The organism is Streptomyces sp. NPDC015532 (genome assembly GCF_043078065.1).
In the GTDB taxonomy this organism is placed as follows: domain Bacteria; phylum Actinomycetota; class Actinomycetes; order Streptomycetales; family Streptomycetaceae; genus Streptomyces.
Window position 1 is genome coordinate 93,695 of the sequence record NZ_JBIBSY010000003.1, and the last position, 23,980, is coordinate 117,674.

Genomic DNA, 23,980 nt, shown 5'->3' on the forward strand with positions numbered 1-23,980 from the left:
ACCGGAGTTCAGGACGCTTCGCGCTGTCCTGTGAGTCAGTGAGTGAGGGAGGTCCCATGTCCTCGAAGCGACGCCGGAAGAAGAAGGGCCGCCGCAAGCACGCCGCGAACCACGGTCGACGACCCCAGTGCTAGCTCGGTGAGACTCTTGGACGCATCCCAGAACGGACAGGACGGCCGGGTACCCCATGTCGGGCCCGACCCGCGGGGCGAACCGGAATTCCATCCGTACCATCACCCGGCCGCCGGCTGGGGTGCGGCCAAGAGCGTGAGCCAGTTCCTCGTGCGCGAGCGCGCGCTCGTGGACGGCCCCCGCGCGATCATGCGCATGAACCACGAGAACACGGGTTTCGACTGTCCAGGATGCGCGTGGCCCGACGACACCAAGGGCCTGCACCTGGACATCTGCGAGAACGGCATCAAGCACGTCACCTGGGAGATGACGGGCAAGCGGGTCGGCCGTGAGTTCTTCGCCGCGCACTCGGTGGCCGAGCTGTCCGGCTGGAGCGACTACGACCTGGAGGACCAGGGCCGGCTGACCGAACCGATGGCCTACGACCCGGAGTCGGACCACTACGTGCCGGTGAGCTGGCGCGACGCCTTCGAACTCGCCGGACGCACCCTGCGTGAACTCGACGATCCCGGCCAGGCCTCCTTCTACACGTCGGGCCGCCTGGGCAACGAGGCCACGTTCCTCTATCAGCTGCTGGCCCGCGAGCTGGGCACGAACAACCTGCCCGACTGCTCGAACATGTGCCACGAGGCCAGCGGCCGGGCCCTGGCGGCGTCGCTCGGCACCGGCAAGGGGACCGCCGACCTCAAGGACTGGGAGACCACCGACGCCCTGTTCATCATGGGCGTCAACGCCGCCTCCAACGCGCCCAGGATGCTCACCGCCCTCGCCGAGGCCTACCACCGCGGCGCCCAGATCGTGCACATCAACCCCCTGGTCGAGGCCGCCGCCACCCGGACCATCGTCCCGCACGACTTCACGGACATGGCCGTCCTCAAGACCACCCGGACCAGCACCCTGAACCTCCAGCCGCGCATCGGCGGGGACATGGCGCTCCTGCGGGGCATGGCCAAGGCGATCCTGGAGCAGTCCGGAACGGATCCCAAGGCCCTGGACCAGGAGTTCATCGACCGTCATACGGCCTACTTCGACAAGTACCGCGCGGTGTGCGAGGCCACGTCCTGGGATGCCATCGAGCGGCAGTCCGGGGTCAGCCGGGACGGCATCCTCAAAGCGGCCCGGGTGTACCGCGACGCCGACCGCTCCATCATCAGCTGGTGTCTGGGCGTCAGCCAGCACGAACACGGCGTCGACACCGTGCGGGAGATCGTCAACCTCCTTCTGCTGCGCGGCAATCTGGGCCGCGAGGGCGCCGGTCCCTCACCCGTGCGCGGGCACAGCAACGTCCAGGGCAACCGGACGTGCGGCATCGACCACCGGCCGGGCGAGGAGTTCCTGGACCGGCTGGCGGAGGTCTGCGGGATCGACCCGCCCCGCGAGCACGGCATGGACACCGTGGCCACCATCCGGGCCATGCACCGCGGCGACGTGAAGGTGTTCGTCGGCATGGGCGGCAACTTCGCCCTCGCCGCGCCCGACACCCCGTACACCTACACAGCCCTGCGCAACTGCGACCTCACCGTCCAGGTGAGCACCAAGCTCAACCGCAGCCACCTCGTGCACGGCCGCCGGGCGCTCATCCTCCCGTGTCTGGGCCGGACCGAGAAGGACCACCAGCGCGGCGGCGTCCAGAGCACCTCGGTCGAGGACTCGATGAGCATGGTCCACCTGTCCGTCGGCATGAAGCGCCCCGCCTCGAAGCACCTGCTCTCCGAGCCCGCCATCATCGCCGGCATCGCGCGCGCCGCCCTCCCGGACAGCGCCACCCCGTGGGAGTGGTACATCGAGGACTACGACCGTATCCGCGACACGATGGCCCGGGTCCTGGACGGGTTCGAGGACTGCAACCGGCGCGTGCGCCTGCCGCTGGGGTTCCGGATCAAACAGCCCGCCCGCGAACTGGTCTTCCTCACCCCGTCGGGCCTGGCCGAGTTCTCCGCGGCCCCCCTGCCCGACGTGATCCCCGAGCCCGGCACCCTGGCGCTCGGCACCATGCGGTCCCACGACCAGTGGAACACCACGATCTACTCGGACAACGACCGCTACCGGGGCGTCAAGAACCTGCGCACGCTGGTCTTCATGAACGAGGACGACATGCGTGAACGCGGCATCTCCGAGTTCACCCCGGTCGAGATCGTCAGCACCGCCAAGGACGGAAGCCACCGCAGCCTCGACGGCTATCTGGCCATCCCGTACGACATCCCCCGCGGCTGCGCGGCCGGCTACATGCCGGAGATGAACGTGCTCTGCGCGATCGGCGACTACAGCGTCCAGAGCGACCAGCCCCTGATGAAACACGTCAAGGTCACCATCGAGCCGTCCGGTCGAGCCGACGGAGACTTCGCCAACAGTTGACTCGCGGAGCCATCGGCGGCCGTGCGCCGCGACCGCGTTGTTGGTTAGGGTGACAAAGGCTCGCGTACGGGCCGAGTCGGACACAACGGGGGTGTCACGGTGGGGAGTTGGCGTCGAGCGGAAGCCGCCGTGCCTCCGGCGCTGCGCACGCCGCTCGGGATCGTCGCGGTCCTCGCCGCGCTGGTGGTCCTCCTGCTCGGGGTCCTGTACCGCGGTGACAGCACGCCCGGTACCTGGGACGCGCGGATCGGGACGGCGGCGTACGACGTAGGGCCGTCGTGGCGGCACGTCGCTCTGGTCCTGGACTTCCTGGGGGAGCCGGCGGGATCGGCGGCGCTGGTCGTGGCCGCCGTGGCGGGCTTCCTGCTCCTTCGGCGCCCTCGCGCGGCCGTGCTGCTCGTCGCCGGCGCCGCGCTCACCGTGGGCACGGCGACGCTGCTCAAGTCCCTGGTGGGACGCACCATCCACGGCGACAACCTGTCCTACCCCAGCGGGCACACCGCCTTCGCCACCGTGGTCGCCCTCGTGGTGGCGCTGACGGCGGCCGGCCGGTCCCGCCTCGGCAGGACGGCCGGCCTGTCACTCGTGCTCGCCGCGGCGCTGGTGGCCGGCGCGGCCATGGGCTGGGCGGAGGTCGCCCTGGGCGCGCACTACCCGACCGACGCCCTCGGCGGCTGGTGCACCGCGCTGGCGGTGGTCCCGGCGACCGCGTGGCTGGTCGACCGGACGGTCGACCGGACCGCGGACCGGCAGACCGGGCGGTCCGGCGACCGGTGGGCGGACGGGCGGGCCGGCCGGCCCGACGACAGGATGGCGGACCGGCGGGCCGGCCGGTCGACGGACCGCCCGGCCGGCGCGGGTCACCGAGGGCGTGGCTGACGCCCTTCCACCAGATGCTCTTTCATCTGACGCCTCACCACCTGACGCCCCGCCACCTGGACATCAGGCCCTCCGACGCCATGTCGTCTCACGCCATGTCACACACGGCTGCGGAACACGGGTTTCACCGGCCGTCCGGCCAGCCAGGGGTTCGGGTCGCCCGCGTCCAGTGCCTTGCGGTACACCGCGCATGCCTGGGCCACCACGTCGACGGTGTGATCGATGTCCGCCTCGTCGAGCGCGCTGCTCACCACGAACGACGGGGCCAGCACCCCGCCCGCGAGAAGCCGGCGCAGGAACAGGGTGCGGTACTCCTGCGACGGCTGACCCTTCTCGTCGAGGGTGGCGAAGACCAGGTTGCTGGCCCGGCCCCGCACGACGACGTGGTCGCCGACACCCATGGTGGCCGCGGCCTCGCGGACACCGGCGGCGAGCCGGTCGCCGAGGGCGTGCAGCCGCGCGGTGATGCCCTCTTCGACATAGGTGGTGAGCACGGCCATGGAGGCCGCCAGGGAGTGCGTCTCCGCGCCGTGCGTGGTGGACAGCAGGAACACCCGCTCGCCGGAGTGACGCAGCCCGCCCATCTCCATCAGCTCGCGGCGCCCGGCCAGCGCGGAGACGGCGAACCCGTTGCCCAGCGCCTTGCCGAACGTGGAGAGGTCGGGGACGACGCCGTACAGGCCCTGGGCGCCCGCCTCGGACCAGCGCAGGCCGGTGATCATCTCGTCGAAGACCAGGACGCAGCCGTGCCGGTCGGCCAGCTCGCGCAGACCGGCGAGGTACCCGGGCGGCGGCTCGGTGTGGGAGGCGGGTTCGAGGATCAGGCAGGCGACGTCGCCCGGGTAGCGGTTCAGCAGCTCCTCCGTGGCGGCCAGATCCCCGTAGGGGAACGTCACGGTGAGCTCGTTGGTCTCCGCCGGAATACCGGCGGACATCGGCGTGGTGCCGATGAACCAGTCGTCGACGGAGAAGAACGGATGGTCGGCGCACAGGGCCACCCGCGTGCGCCCGGTGGCGGCCCGGGCGAGGCGCACCGCGGCGGTGGTGGCGTCGGAGCCGTTCTTCGCGAACTTCACCATCTCGGCGGTCGGCACCGTGGCCAGGAAGCGTTCCGCGGCGTCGACCTCCACGATGGAGGGCCGGACGAAGTTGCAGCCCCGGTCGAGTTCCCGCCGTACCGCCTCGACCACACGGGGGTGGGCGTGGCCCAGGCTGACCGACCGCAGGCCGGAGCCGTACTCGATGTAGCGGTTTCCGTCGACGTCCCACACGTGGGCACCGTTGCCGTGACTGATGACGGGGGCCAGGTTGTCGGGGTACTGGTCGTCGCCCTTGGCGTAGGTGTGCGCGCCCCCGGGGATCATGGCGTGCAGCCGCTCGTTGGCTGTCCGCGACAGGGGCAGGTGAAGCTCTTCGGTGTCCACGGGGACCTCAGCTCTCTTTGTGCTTCAGGACCTCGGCGAGGCTCGGTGCCTCCCGGTCCCGTCGGGACATCGATGTGGCCGGCAGCGGCCAGGGAATGGCGAGCTCCGGGTCGTCGAAGGCGATCGTCACGTCCTCGGCCGGATCGTGCGGCCGGTCGATCCGGTACGAGGTGTCGGCGGTCTCGGTCAGCGACTGGAAGCCGTGCGCGCACCCCGCCGGGATGTACAGCGAGACCTGCGTCTCGCCGGACAGCTCGAAGGTGGCCACGTTGCGGTACGTCGGCGAGTCCGCCCGCAGATCCACGACGACGTCGAAGATCCTTCCGTACGAGCACCGCACGAGCTTGGCCTCGCCCGCGCCGGAGCGCAGGTGCAGACCGCGCAGCACGCCCCGGACCGAACGGGACAGGCTGTCCTGGATGAAGGCGTCCGGGTCGAGGCCCACCGAGCGGACCACGTCGGCGTCGAAGGTGCGGCTGAAGAAGCCGCGTTCGTCGGCGAACGGTGTCGGCTCGAACAGGTACGCGCCGGCGATCGCCGGGACGTGGGTCGCTTTCATTCGGTCTCCCGCGGGGCGTGGGCGTGGTCGGTCGCCGGGAACAGGGCGGCTGTCAGGGCGGTGAACTGATGGTCGAGGCGCCGGACGGCGTCCCGGTTCCGATCGGCGAGGGTCCGCCGCAGCCCGGCAGAGTCCTTCTCCAGGGCCCGGAACTGTTCGAGCAGCCGGTCGGCGTCGACCTCGCGGGCCGGGTGGCAGTAGGCGTCCAGTCCCATCTGGGCCATGAGCGCGTCGCTCTTCGCCGCGTAGCTGAGCGCCAGCGTCGGCGTGCCGGCCTTCAGCGCGCAGATCAGGTTGTGGTACCGGGTCGCCACCACGCTGTCCGCGGCCGCCATCTCCTTCATCAGGTCGGCCAGCGAGGCCGCCTCGGCGACCGTGACCAGCGGCGAGTCCACCGCGCCGAGGATCGCGGCGACCACCGTCGCGTCGACGTCGTCGCCGGTGACCAGCCGGACCGGCCTGCCCTCCTCGACCAGCGTGCGCACGAACCGGGTCGTCCCGTCGAGGTAGCGCCGGTGGATCTCCTCGGCCCGGGCGCGGTCGTCGTCGCCTCCGTGGAAGGCCATGACACCGACGCAGACCGGGCCCGGCGCGCCCGAGGGCGCGCTCGCCGGCGGGGCCGGCAGGGCGAACGCGAGGTCCGGGTGGACCTCGTCGCGCGAGGTGTCCACGCCCATCACCCGCATCGCGTCGCGGGAGGGGGAGTCCCGGTACGACCGGTACGCGGCCAGCCGTGCCGACCAGCGCACCAGGGTCCGGGTCGCCCGGTTGCCGATCGGGGCGGCGCCGACTCCGACCAGCGCGACCCGGGTGCCGGACAGCCGGCCGCTCGCGCAGAGCAGGAACAGCGCGTACGGGAAACCCCACGGCCGCAGCGGCAGTGTGGCCTCCAGGACGCCCATGCCCGGGACGATCACCACGTCGTGCCGGCGCACCCAGCCGGCGGTGCGGAAGGCGTCGACGAGTTTGCCCAGCCCCTTCCCCGCGATCGCGCCCGCACGCGACGCCGTCCGGTACTCCCCGCGGTACCAGTGCAGCCGCGTCGCGGGGATCCCGTACCGGGCCGTGACGGCCTGTGGACCCCCGCACAGCGCGTCCACGGCCGCCTCCGGGTGCCTGTCCCGCAGATACCCGAGCACGGCCTCCAGCGACCCGTCGTTGCCGAGGTTGCCGGAGCCGAGCAGGCCGAACACCCCGACGCGCACCGGGGTTTCCTTCGCGGGCGTCACGGGCGCCTTCCCTCGCGGCCGGCGACCAGGGCGTCGACGGAGACGGTCGGCCGGTCCGGGCCGACGGGGGCGCGGTCCTCGACCCGTTCGCCGGCGCCCGGCCGGGCCCGGCTGGTCATCCACGCGGCCAGGTGGCGGTAGCAGGCGCGCCGCTCGGCCGGGGACAGCGGCGCCCGCCGGATCGCCGAGACGAAGCCCCAGACGTACTCGGCGAGCAGCCGGGGCGTCGGGTGCAGCGGGCCCGCCCGGCGCGGGTCCAGGTTGACGCACCGCGAGCGCTTGGACGGGTTCGCCCGCTCGGCGCGGGTGGGATGGTCGCGGCGGAAGTACAGCAGTTCCGGCACCTGGTGGAAGGGCCCGTGCAGGGCGATCTCGGCGACGTACGTGCGGTCCGCGTGGTGGTAGCTGTCCATCGCCTTCACCCGGCGCAGCCTGTCGGCCCGGAACACCCCGTAGAAGTCGTCGCCGCCGGGCTCGAACAGCAGGCTGCGGAAGCGATCCGGCGCGTGCGGCGAGTGGGTGGCGAGCGTGTACTCGTAGGGCACCTTCACCTTGCCGTCGCCGTCGATGACCGCCTGGCCGGTGTGCGCGAGGATCATCTCCGGCCGCTCGTCCAGCGCCTCCACGCACACCCGCAGCAGGTCCCTGCCGTACAGGTCGTCGTGCGAGGCCCACTTGAACAGCTCGCCGCGGGACTCGGCGAGCACATGGTTGTGGTTCGGCGTCGCGCCGATGTTCCGGGGCAGCCGCAGGTACCGGACGCGCGAGTCCTTCGCCGCGTACCGGCGGCAGATGTCCTCGGTCCCGTCGGCCGAGGCGTTGTCGGAGACGACCAGCTCGAAGTCCTCGTAGGTCTGGCCGAGCAGGGCGTCGAACGACTCGGCCAGGTACTCCTCGCCGTTGTACACGGGCAGCCCGATGCTCAGCCGGGGATGGGCGGTCATGTCGTCCTCACTTCGCGGTTCGGGTCTTGACGGTGCTCACGCAGGGCGGAGCGCAGTTGGAGCCACCACACGGCCGCGCCGGTGAGCGTCGCGGCGGCGACGCCCCAGGCGGAGCCGACCGTGCCGGCCAGGGCCGCCCCGCCGAGCCCGCCGCCGGCGTAGCAGACGGAGGCGAACATCTGGCAGCGCAGGCTGCGCCGGGCCGCGCCGAGCGCGCGCAGCCCGGCCGCCGCGCCGGTGCCGAGGCTGGCGCCCGCGACACCGAGCGTGGCCGGGACGATGAGCTGTGCGGCGGAGTGCCAGACACCGCCGAGCACGAGCTCGCCGAGCCGGTCGGGCACCAGCAGCAGGGCCGCTCCCCACAGCACCGCGGCGGCGGCCTGCCCGCCGCCGAGCAGGAGGCAGAACGTGTGCAGCCGGTGCGGGGCCCGCCGCAGCACCCGCGCCGCCTCGGCGACGGTGACCAGCGACAGTCCCATCAGCACGGCGAGGAACGGGCCGAGCAGCAGCTCGGCGCCCCGGACCGCACCCACCGCGCTGACCCCGACGATCACGCCGAGCCCGTACGCCCGCAGCTGGTACGCGCCGCTGAGGCCGACGTTCTCGACGAGGTACCGGTAGCCGAGGTCACGCTGCTCGGAGATCCATCCGCGCGCTCCGGTCATCCGGGGCCGGATGCCGGACTGGAGGCAGCCGTACACCGCGGCCACACCGGCGGACGCGCCCCAGGCGAGCACGAACGCGGCCACGCTGCCCACGTGGGCGGCCACCACCAGGGCCGGGACGAGCGCGACGCCCCACACGAGGTCGTTGACGAACGCCTTCTTGCCGGTGCCGGCGGCGAAGAACGAGTACCGCCACGCGTCCTGGAGCAGCAGCGCGGGCAGCACGACGCCGAGGACGGTGAACGCGGGCCCGACGCTGCCGCCGAGGACGGGCCCGGCCACCAGACACACCGCGCCGAGGGTGGCGCCGACGCCGAGCGCGGTACCCGACGAGCGGGCCACCGCCCCGCGCCAGGACGCCTCCGGCACGCCGCTGAAGCGCACGACGAGCGGGTCGGTGGCCAGTCCGCGGGAGACGTTGAGCACGACGCCGTAGGTCACCCAGGCCAGACTGAACACGCCGAAGGCGGCCGGCCCCAGCGAGCGCGCCACGTAGATCCCCACCGCGAAGTTGGAGATGCTGGAGGCCGCCTGGTCGGCCAGTCCCCAGGACAGCCGGCCGAACATGGCCCGCTTGGCCGTCCCCGCGGCGCCCTCGGCCGGTGCCGCCGGTGCCGTCGTCTTCTCCCCCTCGGTGGTCATGGGCGTCACGCCTTGATCAGTTCGGCGCCGTGCAGGGCGTCGGCCGCGGCGGCGACGGTGTCGAACGGCAGCCCGGACCGCTCGGCGACGTCCAGCAGGGTGTGTTCGCCGTCGGAGAGGCTGAGCACCCAGAGCATCGCCATCTGGGCCTGCTTGGCGTCGCTGCGGCCGCCGAGCGAGTCGTACAGCCCGCGCCGGCCGAGCTGGGGCTCGCCATAGGGGCTGAGGTTGACGTAGCTCCGGTTGCGGTCCAGGACGGCGAACGCCTCGCGGCACACGGCGAGCGTGTCCGCCATCGCCTCCGGGGAGACGAAGTCCAGGTTGTCCGCCGAGGTGTGGTACTCGGGGTAGCCGGCGTACGGGGTCCGGCTGAGCGAGCCCACGCCGAGATCGAACCCGGGCGAGCAGAACTGCCGCTCGTCGTACCCGTACGGGGTGAACTCGTTGACCTGGTGCGGGCGTTCGGAGGAGGCCAGCACGTGCCGCATCACCCGGTCGATCTCCGCGTCGCCGCGCCTGCTCTGCTTGTACGTCAGCCGGCCCGGGTCGCCCGCGCAGGCCAGCACCAGCCCGTGCTTGACCCGGTCCACCCGTTCCGCGTTGCGGGCCAGCCAGGTGATCGCCCCGACGGTGCCGGGCGCGAAGATGAACCGGTAGGTGTAGTACGGGTTCTGCTCCGCCAGCGCCCGTGCCAGGTACGTCGCCACCGCGATGCCGGCCAGGTTGTCGTTGGCCAGCGACGGGTGGCAGACGTGGCAGGAGACGATCACCTCGTCGGCGATCCGCCCGGGGACCACGTGCTCGGCGTAGGTGAGGTGCCCGTCGGCGAGCGTGGAGTCGACGCGCACCTCGTAGTCGCCCTCCGGCAGCGCGTCCAGGGTCTCCTGGGCCAGGCAGAACCCCCATTCCGGCTTGTAGTAACTGGTGCGGTACGGCACCCAGCCCGGGTGATCGGGCAGGGTGTACAGGTGCTCGCGCAGCTCGGACAGGGGCATGGTCGCCGACACCGGCACGCTGTAGCCGAGCACGTGCAGGCTGGACGCGGCGAAGTCGACGACACGCCTGCCGGAACCGTCGGCGATGTAGGCGTCCTTGATGTTCCACTCCTGCGGCACCGTCCAGTCGAGCACCTGGGTTCCGGTCGGCACCTCGTGCACCTGGAGCGGGATGTGCTCGCCGACGATGTCCAGGGTGGCGCGCACCCCGTCGCCGGTGATGCTCCGGCAGAGCGGGTACATCCGCTCCACCAGGGCGTGCATCTCGTGGCCGAGCTCGGTCATCGGCGCCGCCGCAGGGTGTCGTCGACGGTGCCGGCGTCGGACGCGGCGCGCAGCACGGCGAGCCGGGTGAAGCGCTGCTCGAAGCTCTCCCGGGTCAGTCCGTGTTCCCGGTAGGCGTCGGCGAGTTCGAGCGCGCCCCGCTTCACCGTCCACTCGCAGTCGAAGCCGGGCACCGCGGCGCGGAACCGGCTGAAGTCCACCCGGTAGGACCGCGGGTCGGCACCGTTCTCCCCGGTGATCACCACCTTCGCGCCGGACACCGCCTCGGCGACCTGGTCGGCGATCTCGGCGACCGTGACGTTGTTGAACTCGCTGCCGATGTTGAAGGCCCGGTCGTGCACCGCTTCCCGCGGCGCGCTCAGCGCGGCGGTGAAGGCCCGCGCGATGTCGGCGGCGTGCACCAGCGGCCGCCAGGGCGTGCCGTCGGAGAGGACGAGGACCTCGCCGGACAGCAGGGCGTGTCCCACCAGGTTGTTCAGCACGATGTCGGCGCGCAGCCGGGGCGAGAAGCCGAAGGCGGTGGCGTTGCGCATGTACACCGGGGTGAAGTCGCCGTCCGCCAGCTCGTGCAGGTCGTCCTCCACCCGCACCTTGGACTCCGCGTACGGCGTCACCGGCCGCAGCGGGGCGTCCTCGGCCACCAGGTCGTCGCCGCCGGCGGCGCCGTAGACCGAGCACGTCGACGCGTACAGGAAGCGCCGCACCCCGGCCTCGCGGGCCAGCCGGGCCAGCCGTACGGACGCGTGGTGGTTGATGTCGTAGGTGAGTTCGGGCGCCAGCGACCCCAGCGGGTCGTTGGACAGCGCGGCCAGGTGGATCACGGCGTCCACCCCGGCCACGTGCTCGGCCGTGACGTCGCGCAGATCCACCCGCGGTCCCGGCGGGTCGGCGGGCGCCGGGCCCAGCACGCAGTCGGCGAACAGGCCGGAGTCAAGGCCGACGACCTCGTGCCCGGCGGCCGTGAGGACGGGGGCCATGACGGTGCCCAGGTAGCCCTGGTGCCCGGTCAGCAGTACGCGCAAGGTTCATTCCCCCAGGTCGAGAGTGAGTTTGGTGACGGCGAACGCCTCGGCGTAGCGCGCGTTGCTTTCGATGCCGCGGATCCGGGCCAGCCCGAGGAAGGCCTCCCGGTCGTACCAGGGCCGGTGCCGCTGCGAGGGATAGTGCTCCTGGAGCAGCCGCACCTTCTGTTCGGCGATCTCCGGCGACAGCGGCTGGTACGCCGACGGGCGGCCGAGATCGCCGTCCCATTTGACGATCTCGTAGCCGAGCACCAGGTGGTCGCGGAACGCGGTGGTCATCAGCTTCGCCAGACCGCGGTGGTCCTGGTGCGCGTCGTCGGTGCGCGGGGCGAGCACGAGATCCGGCTCCGTGCCCGCGCGCAGCTCCTCGACCGCTCCCTTGGCCTCGTCCCAGTGCGCGGGCAGCCGGCCGTCCGGCAGCTTGTGCACGGTCAGCCGCAGGTCGGCGCCCGGGCAGAAGGCGGCGAGCGCGGCCCGTTCCTCCTGCTCCCGCTCACCGCCGCCGCCGGTGAGCACCAGCGCGTCGACGCGGATGCCCGGCCGTGCGTGGCACAGCGTCAGCAGGGTGCCGCCGGCACCGATGGCGATGTCGTCGCAGTGCGCTCCCACGGCGACGATCCGGTCCAGGCGCCCGGTCCCGAGCCGGATCACGCGGTGCCCGCCGTGACCCCGGCCCGGCTCGCGGGCACCCGCGCCGACGTCGTGCCGTGCTCCCACACGGCCCACGGGCGGTCGCCCCGGGTGTAGGCGTCGTCGAGCGCGGCCCGCTCCTTCACGGTGTCGGTCGGCTTCCAGAAGCCGCGGTGCTGGTGCGCCAGCAGCCGTCCCCGCTTGGCCAGCTGGGCGCAGCCGTCGGCGACCAGGTCCCCGTTCTCCGGGATGTGGTCGAAGACCTCCTGGCGGAGCACGAAATAACCACCGTTCTCCCACAGCGGCATGTCGCTCACCGCGGTGATGCCCCCCACCAGGCCGTCGTCGCCCAGGTCCACGCAGTGGAACGAGGACTGCGGCGGCACCACCATCATCGACGCGCCGGCGTCACGCCGGGCGAACTTGTCGATCATCTCCGGCAGCGGGGCGTCGGTGAGCACGTCGGCGTAGTTGGCGAGGAACATCTCGTCGCCGTCCAGGTGGTCGCGCACCCGGCGCAGCCGCTCCCCGATCGGTGACTCGATGCCGGTCTGCGCGAAGGTGATCGTCCAGTCGGCGATGTCGGTGGAGAGCAGCTCGGTCCGCCCGCCCCGCAGCACGAAGTCGTTGGACGTGGTCTCCTCGTAGTTGAGGAAGAAGTTCTTGATGTGGTGCGCCCCGTACCCGAGGCACAGGATGAACTCCGTGTGCCCGAAGTGCGCGTAGTAGCGCATGACGTGCCAGATCAGCGGCCGCGGGCCGACCATCGCCATCGGCTTGGGCACGTCGTCGGAGGTCCCGTTGCGCATACGCATCCCGTAACCGCCGCAGAACAGTACGACCTTCATGCCTTGACCTCGACAATGCTCAGTTCCGGAATGGGGAAGACGAGCCGGCCGCCCCAGTCGTGGACGAAGGACAGCTGCTCGACGAGCTCCTCCCGCAGGTTCCACGGGAGGACGAGCACGTAGTCCGGTTTGTCGGCGGCGATGCGCTCGGGCGGCAGGATCGGGATGCGGGTGCCCGGGGTGAACCGGCCGTGCTTGTAGGGGTTGCGGTCGACCGTGTACGCGAGCAGGTCGGGCCGGATGCCGCAGTGGTTGAGCAGGGTGTTGCCCTTGCCCGGGGCGCCGTAGCCGACGACCGTCTCGCCGCGCTCGGCCGCCTCGATGAGGAACCGCAGCAGGTCCCGGCGCACCTTGGCCACCCGGGCGGAGAACTCGGTGTACCCGGACAGGTCCTGGAGCCCGGCGGCCTTCTCCCGGTCAAGGACCTCGGCCACCGTCCCGCTCGGCTCGCCGGCGACCTCGGCCGGCCGGGCCCACAGCCGGATGGAGCCGCCGTGCGTGGGCAGCAACTCGACGTCCACCAGGGCGAGTCCACCGCTGGCCAGCGCGCGGATCGCGGACGCGACCGTGTAGTACTGGAAGTGCTCGTGGTAGATCGTGTCGTACTGGTTCTCCTCGATCAGGGTCAGCAGGTGCTGCACCTCGATGGAGACCCAGCCGTCGTCGGCGACCAGGGCGCGCAGCCCGCGGGTGAACCCCACCACGTCGGGGATGTGCGCGTACACGTTGTTGGCCACGACCAGGTCCGCGGGGCCGTGCTCGGCGCGGACGGCGGCACCGGTGTCCGGGTCCAGGAAGGCCGTGAGGGTGGGCACCCCGGCCTCCCGGGCCGCGGCGCCGACGTTCACCGAGGGCTCGACACCGAGGCAGCGGATCCCGCGGTCGACCACGTGCTTCAGCAGGTACCCGTCGTTGCTCGCGACCTCGACCACGAACGCGTCGGGGCCGAGCCCCACCCGCTGGGCGGCGTCGGTGACGAACGTGCGCGCGTGCTCCACCCAGGACGTCGAGTAGGAGGAGAAGTACGCGTACTCCGTGAACGTCTCCTCCGGCTCGATCAGCGGCGGTATCTGCGCGAGCCAGCAGTCGGTGCACACCCGCAGGTGCAGCGGGTACGCGGGCTCCGGCCGGTCGAGCTGGTCCGCGGCGAGAAAGCTCTCACACGGCGGGGTCGCCCCCAGGTCGACCACGCTCGCCGTCGCGTGCGAGCCGCAGAGTCGGCATCGTGTCATCTACTGTCCCCATCCCCCCTGTTCGCGCGGGTGTCCCCGCCGCGAGCATGTGCTGACCGTCCCGCGATCGCGGTGCGGTACCCCTCCAGCAGGCGCTCCAGCCCGACGGCCGGGCTGAAGTCCTGTTCGTAACGGCGCCGGGCCGCCCGGCCCATCTCCCGGTTGCCGGCCGGCTCCGCCGTGATCCGGCGCAGGCAGGACGCGAGCGAGGCGGCCTCGCCCGGCGTGTGCAGCAGTCCGGTCACCTGGTCCCCGACGAGTTCGACGAACGCGCCGTGCCCGGCGGCGACGGCCGGGACCCCCGCCGCCATCGCCTCCACGACCACCAGGCCGAACGCCTCCAGCCAGGTGGACGGAGCCACCACGGCGACCGACCGCGCGATGGCCTTCCGGCACTCCGCCTGGTCCAGCAGGCCGACGTACCGCACGTCGTCCCGGCCCGCCGCCCAGACGGCCACCTCCCGCTCCAGCGGACCCGTTCCGGCGACCACCAGCGGCACGCCCACCCCGCCGCCGGCGCCGATCTCGTCCCACGCGGCCATGAGCAGCCGTACGCCCTTGGCCTCCGCGAGCCGGCCGAGATAGAGCAGATGCTCGCCCTCGCCCTCCCGGCGGACGCCCGGTTCGGGCACGAAGTTGTGCTTCACCGCCAGCCGCCCGGCCGGCATGCCGGCCCCCACCAGGACGTCGCGCTGGGCCGCCGAGATGCAGAAGAACCGCTCCACGCCGGTCCACCAACGCCGCCGGTTGACCGACAGGCTGACCGCGAGCGGCACCGTCGCCAGCCGGGAGCCCCGGTAGCAGCCGTGCCGGACGGCGGGCAGCGGCGAGGACCCCACGCACTCGGTGCAGGGCAGGCCGTCCCGTTGCAGAGTGCCGGGCGGGCAGACCTGGGTGTAGTTGTGCAGCGTGGCGACGGCGGGCACGCCGGCGTCGGCGCAGGCGGCCAGCACCGCGGGCGACAGGAGCGGGAAGACGTTGTGGACGTGCACCACGTCCGGCCGCTCGGCGCGCAGCTTCGTGGCGAGCTCCGAGCGGACCGCCGGGTTCCACGGCACCAGCAGCGGTATCGCCGCCTTTCCCGGCAGCGACCGGGTAGCGATGTCGTCGCTGCGCCGCTCGAACAGCTCGACCTGGTGGCCGGCCTCGCGCAGCAGCGCCACCTCCTGGTCGACGACCTTGTTCTCCCCGCTCGGCTGCGCCGAGGCGTAGCGGTTGTGCACCACGAGGACGTGCATGCTCAGACCACCTCCGATCTCTGGGCCCATCGAGGAACGCGTCGTCGCGGGACGCGGGGCGTCGGGAGGGGAGTGGCCGGGGCGGGCGTCGCCAGCAGCGAGGCGGCCACGGCCAGGTGCAGCAGATACGGCGAGGCGTCGCCGAGTCCGGCCTCGGTGTACGAGGCGATCGCGCAGTAGCTGATCAGGAAGATCGCGCAGGCCCTCGACAGCGACGGCGGCCGCAGCAGCGCGACACCGCCCAGCACGATGATGATCGCGGCCACCAGGCCGACGCCGACCACTCCCTGCTCGTTGAAGACGGCCAGCCAACTGTTGTCGATGGGCAGCCCGTCGAACGACTTGTCGCCCAGACCGGCGCCGAACAGATACTCCGTGGTCGACCGGGGCTCCGCCAGCAACGCGTGCCAGACCTTGGCCCGGCCGGTGAGGCTGGAGAAGTTCTCCTGGCTCTGTCCCCGCAGGAACCACGTCTGCAGCGCGGAGGCGAACCCGACCGCGGCCACCGTGCCGATCGTCACCGCCCAGGTGAAGAACCGGCGGGCGGCGCCGCTGGTGAGGATGAGCGAGCCGATCGCCAGCGCCAGCCCGACGAGCAGGCCGAGCGTGGCCGTGCGGGTGTGGGTCAGGGCGAGCAGGACGAGGGAGGGCACGATGACCACGGCAGCGCTGGTCCGGTCGGTCCGGCGGCCCAGCAGGAGCAGCACGGTCAGCCCGATGATGACCGCGGCGTACTGTCCGATCTGGGGCGGGGTGAGCGGCCAGAGCGCGCCGACCAGCCGTCCGCCGTAGAGGTCGGGCAGGGCGGCGCCCGGCGACGCGACCAGACCGGCGGCCACCGTCGCGAGCACCGCCAGGTACATCCGGATGTGGTGCCGGACGAATGTCTGGCCGCCGTCCCACCAGCGGCTGACGAGCCACAGGGTGCCGACGAAGAGGGCCAGCCGGAAGCAGCGGAACAGGGCGCCGAACCCGGACTCCAGATGCATGCTGGAGATCACGCTCATCACCAGGAGCAGGGTGAGCAGGAACAGGTAGGCGCTGGTCCGGATGCGCAGCCGGAGATTGACCGCGAGGGCCAGCGCGAACGCGGTGACCAGCGCGCCCATGGTGACCATCTGGATGAGGGAGCGGGGGAGCGGGACGATGGTCTTCGCCCCGGCGGACCCGAGGGTGTTGAGGATCAGCAGTCCCCAGACGGTCCCGATGATCTTCGGAGTACGGTCCGTGCTCATCTCAGCCACCGTCCTGGGCGCGGAAGGTGCTGCCCGCGTCCTGTCGGTAGGGCGCGCCCTGCCACTGGCCGGAGTCGAGCACCCGGCTCGGGTCGTGGGCGACGAACCTCCACGGTCCGACGTAGGTGTTGTCGTGCCAGCGGTTGTGCTGCTTGCCGGTGATCGCCTCCGCCACCCGCTCGCCCTGGTACGGCGACCAGTCGGGGTAGGTGCCGTAGTTGGCCAGCACCGCCATGCGGTCGCACTTGACCGTGCAGCCGACGACGGACGTGTCCAGCACGAAGCGGTTGTTGTGGATGTCCACCCGCTGGGTCTTCCACCGGCAGTCGGCGTAGAGCGGTTCGGTGGCGATCGCCGGCCGGGCGCAGCGGTCGATGTCCTTCACCAGCAGCGTGCAGTCACCGGAGGAGGTGTTGGCCGGGCTGTTGCAGAACCGGTCGGCGTTCTCCCACAGGGTGATCCCGGACCAGTTGTTCTCCAGCGTGTTCCGGTAGATCTCGATCCTGTCCGTGCGGGCGTGGACCCGTGGTTCGCCGCCGGACTCGGAGATGTAGATGGTCGCGAACGGGAAGTTGTCCCCGCGGTCCGCGTACTTGCGGCCCTCGACCCAGTTGTTCCGCCGGATCGTGTTGTTGCGGACGACCGCGTTGTAGCTGGTCTCGTAGATCAGCGCGGCCCCGTCGTTGGCCTCGAGCACATTGTCCTCGATGAGGAAGTCGTTGTTGTTGGTGTCCGCCCACAACCCGGTTCCGCGGTTGTCGTGCACCCAGTTGCCGCGGATGTCGGCGCCGTCGACGGCCCAGAACTTGACGCCTCCCGTGCAGCCGCAGCCCGGCCGCTTCCGTTCCCAGTCGCCCGTGTTGTTGCCCACGATCTCGTTGCCCTGGAGCACCAGGCCCCTGATCCGGCCGTTGCCCTTGTACGCGTTCACGCCGTACTGGCCGTTGTCGCGCAGGCAGTTGGCGCGTATCTGCTGGCGTGCCCCGGCCATCAGCGCGGCGCCCGAGTTGCGCTGGATCGTCGCGTGCTCGATCACCCACCCGTCGGCCGAGTCGTGGTTGACCACGCCCTCGTCACGCGGGGCGACGAACCCCTGCACGGTCAGGTAGCGGATGGTGACGTCGGGGGCGGTGCCGGCGAACGCGTACTGATTGGTCTTCCGGCCGTCGAGCACCGCGCCCGGCGCGCCGAGGTAGACGTCCCCCTTCTTGGGGATGACCTGGGCGTAGCGGTCCCGCTCCAGCCTGTGCTTGCCCGGCTTGAGCCAGAACGTGGTGCCCGGGGGGCTCTTCTTGGTCTTCTCGGCCAGGTCGCCGGACTTCGAGGGGTCGACCGTCACCGCGCCCGCCGGCGCCTTCGCCGGCCCGGACGCGGGTTTGGCGCACATCCGGGCCACGGACGTGGAGGGCCCGGCCGTCGGCTTCAGCCGTGCGTCCTGCGAGCTGTCGCAACCGGTCGCCGCCGGCAGGGCCAGCGCCAACAGCGCAGCCGGCAGCGCCCAGTGCCGCCAGTTGATCCCCAAGCGTCCTTCCTCCCTAACCGTGGAACCTGAGTACGGTGGTGAACCCCTGCGTGCCCTCGGCGACGCCGGTGCCGACCAGCGTCGTGGCGGGTTCCTTGCGCCCGAAGCCGGCGGAGTACCAGCCCAGGGGCGGTTCGCTCTCGCCGCGATGCGCACGCCAGGTCAGCCGCGCGGGCAGGTCGAGCTCCGCGGAGCGCTCCTCGCCGTCAACGGACCAGGTGAGCCGCGCACGGTTCCCCTCCAGCTCCGCGGTGACCGCCGGGCCGAGGTGGAAGGCCAGGCGTACGTCCCGGTGCGGGCCGCGCACCTCGTCGAACACGGTCAGCTCCCGGCTCCCGGACGCCAGTTCCACCAGACGGCGGTGCACCGAGTCCTGGTAGCCGTCGTGCTCGGCGCACCAGCGGGACGTCCCCCCGGCCGGGGCGCCGGAGGCGTCCGCGACCAGGACGCGGCTGCGGGCGTGCCGGGTCCACAGGAACGGGCCGCCCGAGACGGACTGGTCACCGCCGTCGAGTTCCAGGGTGTTGTGGCCGAGGGTGGAGCGGAAGTACCGCCGCCACTCGGGCTGCCCGTGGTAGCAGAACGTGCCCGGGTCGGCGAGCACGTCGACCCCGTCGTGCCGGACCTCCACGGACAGCGCGTCGGCGTGGGCGTGCGCGGCGATGGACAGGAACCCGTGCGGACCCCCGTCGCAGCGGACCCAGATCTCCTCCGGCCCGCGCAGGACGGTCATGCCCGCGTCGGCGAAATGGGCGGGCCGTTCAGCGGGGCGGGACACGGCCGGTGCGGTGTCCTTCCTCGCGTACGGCTGGATGAACGCGGCCAGCAGCGGGGTGCGCACGTCGGTGCCGGTGACCGCCGGCCACCAGTCGAGCCGGCCGAACACGGCCTCCCCGGTGGCGAGCAGCGAGGCCCAGCGGTCGGTGCCCGCGCCGTCCACGATCAGACCGTGCCCGTCGTCCGCGTCGCCCTGGCGCGGCGGTCGCAGCCGGTTGTCCACGACGGCCGCGAGCGCGTCCGTCATGCGCAGCAGCACGAGCCGGACCGTCGTGGGGACCTGGACGCCCGCCGCGTCCGCCTCGGCCACCGCGGCCAGGCCGAGTTCGAGGACCAGGCCGTGGTACTCGGTGGCCAGCTCGCGGTTGAGGCCGGAGGGGAACGTGTTGCCGCGCAGTTCCCGTTCCAGGGACCGCAGGGCGTCGGAGCGCCAGCGCGCCGAGGAGGGGAACCAGCCGAACGCGCAGGCCGCGGCGAACTGCCCGGCGGTCTCGGCGATGACGTGGTTGTTCGCCGAGGACCCCCGGCTGGGGAAGGCGGCCAGCCAGCGCTGGTGGTGCCAGATCTGGTTCAGCGCCACCGGGTTGTCCTCGAAGAGGGCGGCCGCGCCCTGCCAGCCGTCGAGCAGCCGACGGACCCACACCCAGGACAGCAGCCGGATGCCCAGCTCGATGCCGCTGGTCCAGTGCACCCCGCGCAGCGGCGGGTTGGCCTCCCACCACGACCGCAGATGCCCCGCCACCCGCTCGGCGTACCGCTCGTCCCCGGTGACCGCGTAGGCGGCGGCGAGCACGGTGAGGTACTGGTGCCGGGAAGGCTCCCAGATCTGCTTGATGTCCCCGACCGCGTCCTCGTCGCGGTACGGCACGTCGAAGGCGTACACCTGCGGGGCCCGGCGTCCGGTCTTCGGGTCGTACGACCAGTCCGGGTCGGCCAGGTCGTCGCGTTCCACCCCGAAGAACTCGGCGCGCCCGTCCATCAGCCGGTCCGCTTCGGCGACCAGACGCTTCACGGCGTCCGGCGCCACCTCGGCGAGAGTCCCCGCGGGCAGCGTCGCGGTGAACCGGGCGCCGGTCACCTCCGGGCAGTCCGGCGGCGCCGCACGCCACCGCCGCCTGCGCACCGCGTCGCCCGCCCGGCCGCCGACCTCCCGCGGCCCCATCCGGGACAGACGGCGCAGGTACCAGCCCGCGCTCATGGTCATCGAGCCGCCGCCAACGTCACCGGCGCGCCGCCGGCCAGGCCGGTCCGCACGGCGAGGGTGGCCGCGGTGGTGGCGACCAGTGACTCCAGCGGCACCGGCATCGGACCGCCCGTCCGAACGGCCTTGACGAACGCGGCCAGTTCGGCCGACTGGCCCTTGTCCCGGGCCTTGGGCAGCCGTGAACTGACCCACCGCTTGCGGGCGTAGACCGAGGCGCGGACGAAGTCGTCGAGCCGCAGCACCTTGCCGTCCGCGACGAGGTCCAGCGTCTCCTTGGGGAAGCCGGGCGCGCCCGTGGTGACGTAACTGATGGTGGCGGTGGACTCGTCCGGGTAGCGCAGGACGATCTGGAGGTCCTCGTTGCCGGACGAGGCGACCGCGTACACGGAGACCGGATCGGCGTCGAGCAGCCAGCTCGCCGTGTCGATGAAGTGTCCGCCCTCGCCGGCGAACCGCGAGCCCTCGGCGCCCTGCTGGAGGTACCAGCTCCCCTGCGCCAGCCGGCCCGCGTTGACCAGATAGCGCAGGCTCGCCGGACCGGTCCGGGCGCCGAACTGGTTCCTGGCCTCCTGGAGCAGCGGCGAGAACCGGCGGTTGAAGCCCACCTGGAGCCGGTCGTTGCCGGACTCCTCCACCGCCGCGAGCACCCCGGCCAGTTCCTCCTCGGTGAGGGCCAGCGGCTTCTCCACGAACACGGTCTTGCCTGCGAGCAGGGCCTGCCGGGTGAGTTCGGCGTGCGAGCTGTGCCGGGTGACCACGAACACCGCGTCGATGGACTTGTCGCCGAGCACGGCGTCGAGATCGGTGGTCGCCTCGGCGAAGCCGAACTTCCGCTGCGCGTTGGCCGCCGACAGCGCCGTCGTGGTGACGACCGTCGACAGCTCGACGCCGTCGCGCCGCGCCAGATGCGGCAGCAGCATCGACGTGGCGTAGTTGCCCGCTCCGACGAACGCGAGGCGCACCGGCGTCTTCGCGGCCCGGACCGGCGCGGACCCCTCGCCGCCGCCCCGCTTCACCGCGGGCACGGCCAACACCGTTGCCTTCGCCGGGGTTTCCGTGGTGTCCGGCTCCGCCGTCTGCTCCGGGTACCGGAACAGCACGGCCACGGCCTTCAGTTCGCCTTCCTTCAGGCTCCGGTACGTCTCGACGGCGTCGTCGAAGTCGGCGATGTGGGAGATCAGGGGCTCCACGTCGACGCTGCCGCGGGCGGCGAGGTCGAGGAAGCACGCCAGGTTGCGCCGCTCGGTCCAGCGGACATAGCCGATCGGGTAGTCCCGCCCCTCCAGCTCGTACTCCGGGTCGTAGCGACCGGGTCCGTAGCTGCGGGAGAAGCGGACGTCGAGCTCCTTCTCGTAGTACGCGTTCCACGGCAGGTCGAGGCGGCACTTGCCGATGTCGACGACCCGCCCGCGGTCGCGGCAGAGCCGGGCGGCCAGCTCGACGGGCTGGTTGCTGCCGCCGCCGGCCGCCAGGTACACCTGGTCCACGCCGTGGCCGCCGGTGAGTTCGGCGACGGAGTTCTCCACGGCCGCGGAGGAGGGATCGCCGCAGGCCGCGGCGCCCAGGCGCTCGGCGAGCTCGCAGCGCGCCGGGTCCGGGTCGACCCCGACGACACGGACGCCCGAGGCGGTGAGGAGCTGCACCACCAACTGCCCGATCAGCCCGAGACCGATGACCAGCGCCACCTCGCCGAGCCGCGACTCGCCCTGGCGGACACCCTGCATCGCGATCGACCCGACGGTGCCGAAGGCCGCGTGCCGCGGCGCGAGTCCGTCCGGTACCGGGGCGTAGAGGTTCTTCGGTACCCAGTTCAACTCGGCGTGCAGCGCGTGCTCGTTGCCGGCGCAGGCCACCAGGTCGCCGACCTTCACGTCGTCGATCCCGGCGCCGACCTGCTCGACCACCCCGCACAGCGAGTAGCCGAGCGGCGTGTACGAGTCCAGCTTGCCCATCACCTTGCGGTACGTGGCGGGCACCCCGTTGGTGGCGACGCTCTGCATGACCTTGGCGACCTGGTCCGGCCGGGAGCGGGCCTTGCCCAGCATCGACATGCCGGCCTCGGAGACCTTCATGAGCTCGGTACCGGTGGAGATCAGCGAGTAGGCGCTCCGGACGAGCACCCCGTCCGGCTTGCATCCCGGCACCGGCACGTCGAGCAGCGCCAGCTCACCGCTCTTGTAGTTCTGTACGACCTGTTTCACCGAAATCCTCTTGTCTCTACTGTCTCTACGCGTTCACGGGAGAGTGCTGGCCGGCCCCGGAGGTCGCGCCGCGATACCAGTACTCGAGGGTCAGCACATGCCACAGATGCTTGGAGAAGTCCCGCTGCCCGGCGGCGTCCTCGGCGACCATGCGCGCCAGCGCGTCGCGGCGCAGGAGCCCCGACCGGACGAGCTCGCCGTCGTTCACCACCTCGCGCACCAGCGGCGCCAGATCCCGGCTCATCCAGGCCCGCAGCGGGGCGCTGAACAGGCCCTTGGGCCGGTACACGATCTCCCGGGGCAGGACCGAGGCGGCCGCCTCCTTGAGGACGGCCTTGCCCTGCCGTTTGACGATCTTGCGGTCACCGGGCACCGCGAACGCCGCCCTGACCACCTCGACGTCCACGTACGGCACCCGCACCTCGGTCGACGCGGCCATGCTCGACCGGTCCGTGTAGGCGAGGTTCAGACCCGGCAGGAACATCCGGGAGTCGCCCAGGCACATACGGTTGACGAAGTCGTCGAGGTCGTTGTCCTCGTAGACATCCGCGTGCTCGGTCAGCACCTCGTCGACCGTCCCGGCCAGGTCCGGATCGATCAGGGCCAGCAGCTCGGCCCGGTCGTACATGGTGTAGCTGCGCCGGAACGCGGTCTCCTCCGGCAGATCGGCGAAGGACAGGAACCGCTTCGCGAAGCGCACCGAGCGGTACCCCCGGCGGGCCGAGGCGACCGGCAGCCGGTCCACGGCCGCGGACACGCCGCGCCGCAGGAGCCGCGGGACACGCTGGTAGCGCAGCGCGATCACGTTGGCCAGGTGCTTGCGATAGCCGGCGAACAGCTCGTCGGCGCCCATCCCCGAGAGCATCACCTTGACCCCGGCCTCCCGGGCGGCCGAGCAGATGAGGAACGTGTTGATCGCGGCGGGGTCGCCGATCGGCTCGTCCAGATGGTGCGTCATCCGCGGCAGCAGGTCGAGCACGTTCGGGGCGATCTCGATCTCGTGCAGGTCGACGCCGAACCGCTCGGCCACCTGCCGGGCATAGCGCAGGTCGTCCGGCATCGCCTCGAACTTGGCGTCCTCGGCACGGAATCCGATCGTGTAGGCGGAGATCCCGGGCCGGTCTCGGGCCGCCAGCGCGGTCAGATAGCTGGAGTCGAGCCCCCCGGAGAGGAAGGTCGCCACGGGCACGTCGGAGAGCAGATGGCGCCGGGTCGACTCCTCGACGACGGCGGCGATGTCCGGCAGGTCGCCGCTGAGGGCACGCTCCCGGCCCTCGGACGCGACCTCCCGCAGGTTCCAGTACCGGCCGCGCTGCACCCCGCCGTCGGGCCGGAACCGGATCCAGTTCCCCGGCGGCAGCTTCTCCGCCTCGCGGAACGCGCACCGCGAGTCCGGCACCCAGTAGTACAGCAGCGACGCCACCAGCGCCGCGTGGTCCACCTCCAGCGACCCGCCGGTCACGGCGGCCAGCGCCTTGAGCTCGGAGGCGAACACGAGGCCCCCGCCGCGCCGGAGCAGGAACAACGGCTTGATGCCGAGCTGGTCGCGGGCGAGCGTCAGCTCACCGGTCCGCTCGTCGAAGACGCCGAACGCGAACATGCCGCGCAGCCGGGGCAGGCAGTCCGTGCCCCAGCGCCGCCAGGCCTCCAGCAGCACCTCGGTGTCGGAGGTGCCGCGGAAGCGCACCCCCGAGGCCTCCAGCTCGGCACGCAGCTCGGGCGCGTTGTACAGCTCGCCGTTGTACGTCAGGACGAGACCGTCCGAGACCATCGGCTGGGCGCCCGTCTCGGACAGGTCGATGATGGCCAGCCGGCGGTGCCCGAGGTGCACCTCGCCGTCACCTGCGGAGTGGCTGTAGTGGCCCGCCCCGTCCGGACCGCGGTGGGCGAGCGTCTCGGTGAGCCGGTCGGCCACCGCCTTCCCGTCGGGCCATCGGTAAGTCCCCGCGATGCCACACATGT

General features: G+C 72.1%; 18 protein-coding genes. 2 read left to right on the forward strand and 16 right to left on the reverse strand.

Features of this window, described 5'->3' with window-relative positions; all coding sequences use genetic code 11:
- Window positions 1-147: 147 nt before the first annotated feature.
- Together ACF07B_RS11725 and ACF07B_RS11730 are read left to right on the forward strand one after the other, a co-directional pair.
- On the forward strand, window positions 148-2,487 hold the full coding sequence (locus tag ACF07B_RS11725) for an FdhF/YdeP family oxidoreductase (protein WP_392178820.1): 2,340 nt from the start codon (window positions 148-150) through the stop codon (window positions 2,485-2,487).
- 129 nt (window positions 2,488-2,616) lie between these two features.
- Window positions 2,617-3,366, forward strand: a complete 750-nt coding sequence (locus ACF07B_RS11730) for a phosphatase PAP2 family protein (protein ID WP_392178821.1) — start codon at window positions 2,617-2,619, stop codon at window positions 3,364-3,366.
- A gap of 98 nt (window positions 3,367-3,464) precedes the next feature.
- Here the strand turns inward: ACF07B_RS11730 and ACF07B_RS11735 are convergent, their stop codons facing one another.
- From ACF07B_RS11735 to asnB, 16 genes are read right to left on the reverse strand one after another with little or no spacing between them, the layout of a single operon-like run.
- Window positions 3,465-4,790, reverse strand: a complete 1,326-nt coding sequence (locus ACF07B_RS11735) for a glutamate-1-semialdehyde 2,1-aminomutase (RefSeq protein ID WP_369486678.1) — start codon at window positions 4,788-4,790, stop codon at window positions 3,465-3,467.
- Between the two features lie 7 nt (window positions 4,791-4,797).
- Window positions 4,798-5,349 (reverse strand): dTDP-4-dehydrorhamnose 3,5-epimerase, encoded by a 552-nt coding sequence (rfbC, locus tag ACF07B_RS11740; protein ID WP_362392285.1) that lies wholly within the window; start codon window positions 5,347-5,349, stop codon window positions 4,798-4,800.
- On the reverse strand, window positions 5,346-6,578 hold the full coding sequence (locus ACF07B_RS11745; RefSeq protein WP_392178822.1) for a polysaccharide pyruvyl transferase family protein: 1,233 nt from the start codon (window positions 6,576-6,578) through the stop codon (window positions 5,346-5,348). Before ACF07B_RS11745 ends, rfbC begins: the two co-directional genes overlap by 4 nt.
- A complete protein-coding gene (locus ACF07B_RS11750; protein WP_392178823.1) occupies window positions 6,575-7,522 on the reverse strand; it encodes a glycosyltransferase family 2 protein in 948 nt (315 codons plus the stop codon). The genes ACF07B_RS11745 and ACF07B_RS11750 overlap by 4 nt, the downstream gene beginning before the upstream one ends.
- Complete coding sequence (locus ACF07B_RS11755) at window positions 7,519-8,829, reverse strand: hypothetical protein (protein ID WP_392178824.1); 1,311 nt, start codon at window positions 8,827-8,829, stop codon at window positions 7,519-7,521. The genes ACF07B_RS11750 and ACF07B_RS11755 overlap by 4 nt, the downstream gene beginning before the upstream one ends.
- Window positions 8,830-8,834: 5 nt before the next feature.
- Window positions 8,835-10,109 carry a DUF4910 domain-containing protein gene (locus tag ACF07B_RS11760; RefSeq protein WP_392178825.1) on the reverse strand — a complete coding sequence of 425 codons (1,275 nt, stop codon included), beginning with the start codon at window positions 10,107-10,109 and terminating at the stop codon, window positions 8,835-8,837.
- The gene (locus ACF07B_RS11765; protein WP_392178826.1) at window positions 10,106-11,131 is read right to left on the reverse strand and encodes an NAD-dependent epimerase/dehydratase family protein; all 1,026 of its coding nucleotides are present in this window, start codon (window positions 11,129-11,131) and stop codon (window positions 10,106-10,108) included. Before ACF07B_RS11765 ends, ACF07B_RS11760 begins: the two co-directional genes overlap by 4 nt.
- A 3-nt stretch (window positions 11,132-11,134) precedes the next feature.
- Window positions 11,135-11,782 (reverse strand): PIG-L deacetylase family protein, encoded by a 648-nt coding sequence (locus tag ACF07B_RS11770; RefSeq protein ID WP_369483924.1) that lies wholly within the window; start codon window positions 11,780-11,782, stop codon window positions 11,135-11,137.
- Window positions 11,779-12,609 (reverse strand): glucose-1-phosphate cytidylyltransferase, encoded by an 831-nt coding sequence (locus tag ACF07B_RS11775; RefSeq protein ID WP_392178827.1) that lies wholly within the window; start codon window positions 12,607-12,609, stop codon window positions 11,779-11,781. Before ACF07B_RS11775 ends, ACF07B_RS11770 begins: the two co-directional genes overlap by 4 nt.
- On the reverse strand, window positions 12,606-13,841 hold the full coding sequence (locus tag ACF07B_RS11780) for a methyltransferase domain-containing protein (protein WP_384240026.1): 1,236 nt from the start codon (window positions 13,839-13,841) through the stop codon (window positions 12,606-12,608). Before ACF07B_RS11780 ends, ACF07B_RS11775 begins: the two co-directional genes overlap by 4 nt.
- On the reverse strand, window positions 13,838-15,079 hold the full coding sequence (locus ACF07B_RS11785; protein WP_392178828.1) for a glycosyltransferase: 1,242 nt from the start codon (window positions 15,077-15,079) through the stop codon (window positions 13,838-13,840). Before ACF07B_RS11785 ends, ACF07B_RS11780 begins: the two co-directional genes overlap by 4 nt.
- Window positions 15,080-15,081: 2 nt before the next feature.
- Window positions 15,082-16,314, reverse strand: a complete 1,233-nt coding sequence (locus tag ACF07B_RS11790; protein WP_392178829.1) for an O-antigen ligase domain-containing protein — start codon at window positions 16,312-16,314, stop codon at window positions 15,082-15,084.
- Between the two features lies 1 nt (window position 16,315).
- A complete protein-coding gene (locus ACF07B_RS11795; protein WP_392178830.1) occupies window positions 16,316-17,836 on the reverse strand; it encodes a right-handed parallel beta-helix repeat-containing protein in 1,521 nt (506 codons plus the stop codon).
- 13 nt (window positions 17,837-17,849) lie between these two features.
- The gene (locus ACF07B_RS11800) at window positions 17,850-19,817 is read right to left on the reverse strand and encodes an alginate lyase family protein (protein WP_392178831.1); all 1,968 of its coding nucleotides are present in this window, start codon (window positions 19,815-19,817) and stop codon (window positions 17,850-17,852) included.
- Window positions 19,814-22,018 (reverse strand): bi-domain-containing oxidoreductase, encoded by a 2,205-nt coding sequence (locus ACF07B_RS11805; RefSeq protein WP_392178832.1) that lies wholly within the window; start codon window positions 22,016-22,018, stop codon window positions 19,814-19,816. The genes ACF07B_RS11800 and ACF07B_RS11805 overlap by 4 nt, the downstream gene beginning before the upstream one ends.
- 25 nt (window positions 22,019-22,043) lie before the next feature.
- Window positions 22,044-23,978, reverse strand: coding sequence for an asparagine synthase (glutamine-hydrolyzing) (gene asnB, locus ACF07B_RS11810; protein WP_392178833.1), 1,935 nt, complete (start codon window positions 23,976-23,978; stop codon window positions 22,044-22,046).
- Window positions 23,979-23,980 lie beyond the last annotated feature (2 nt).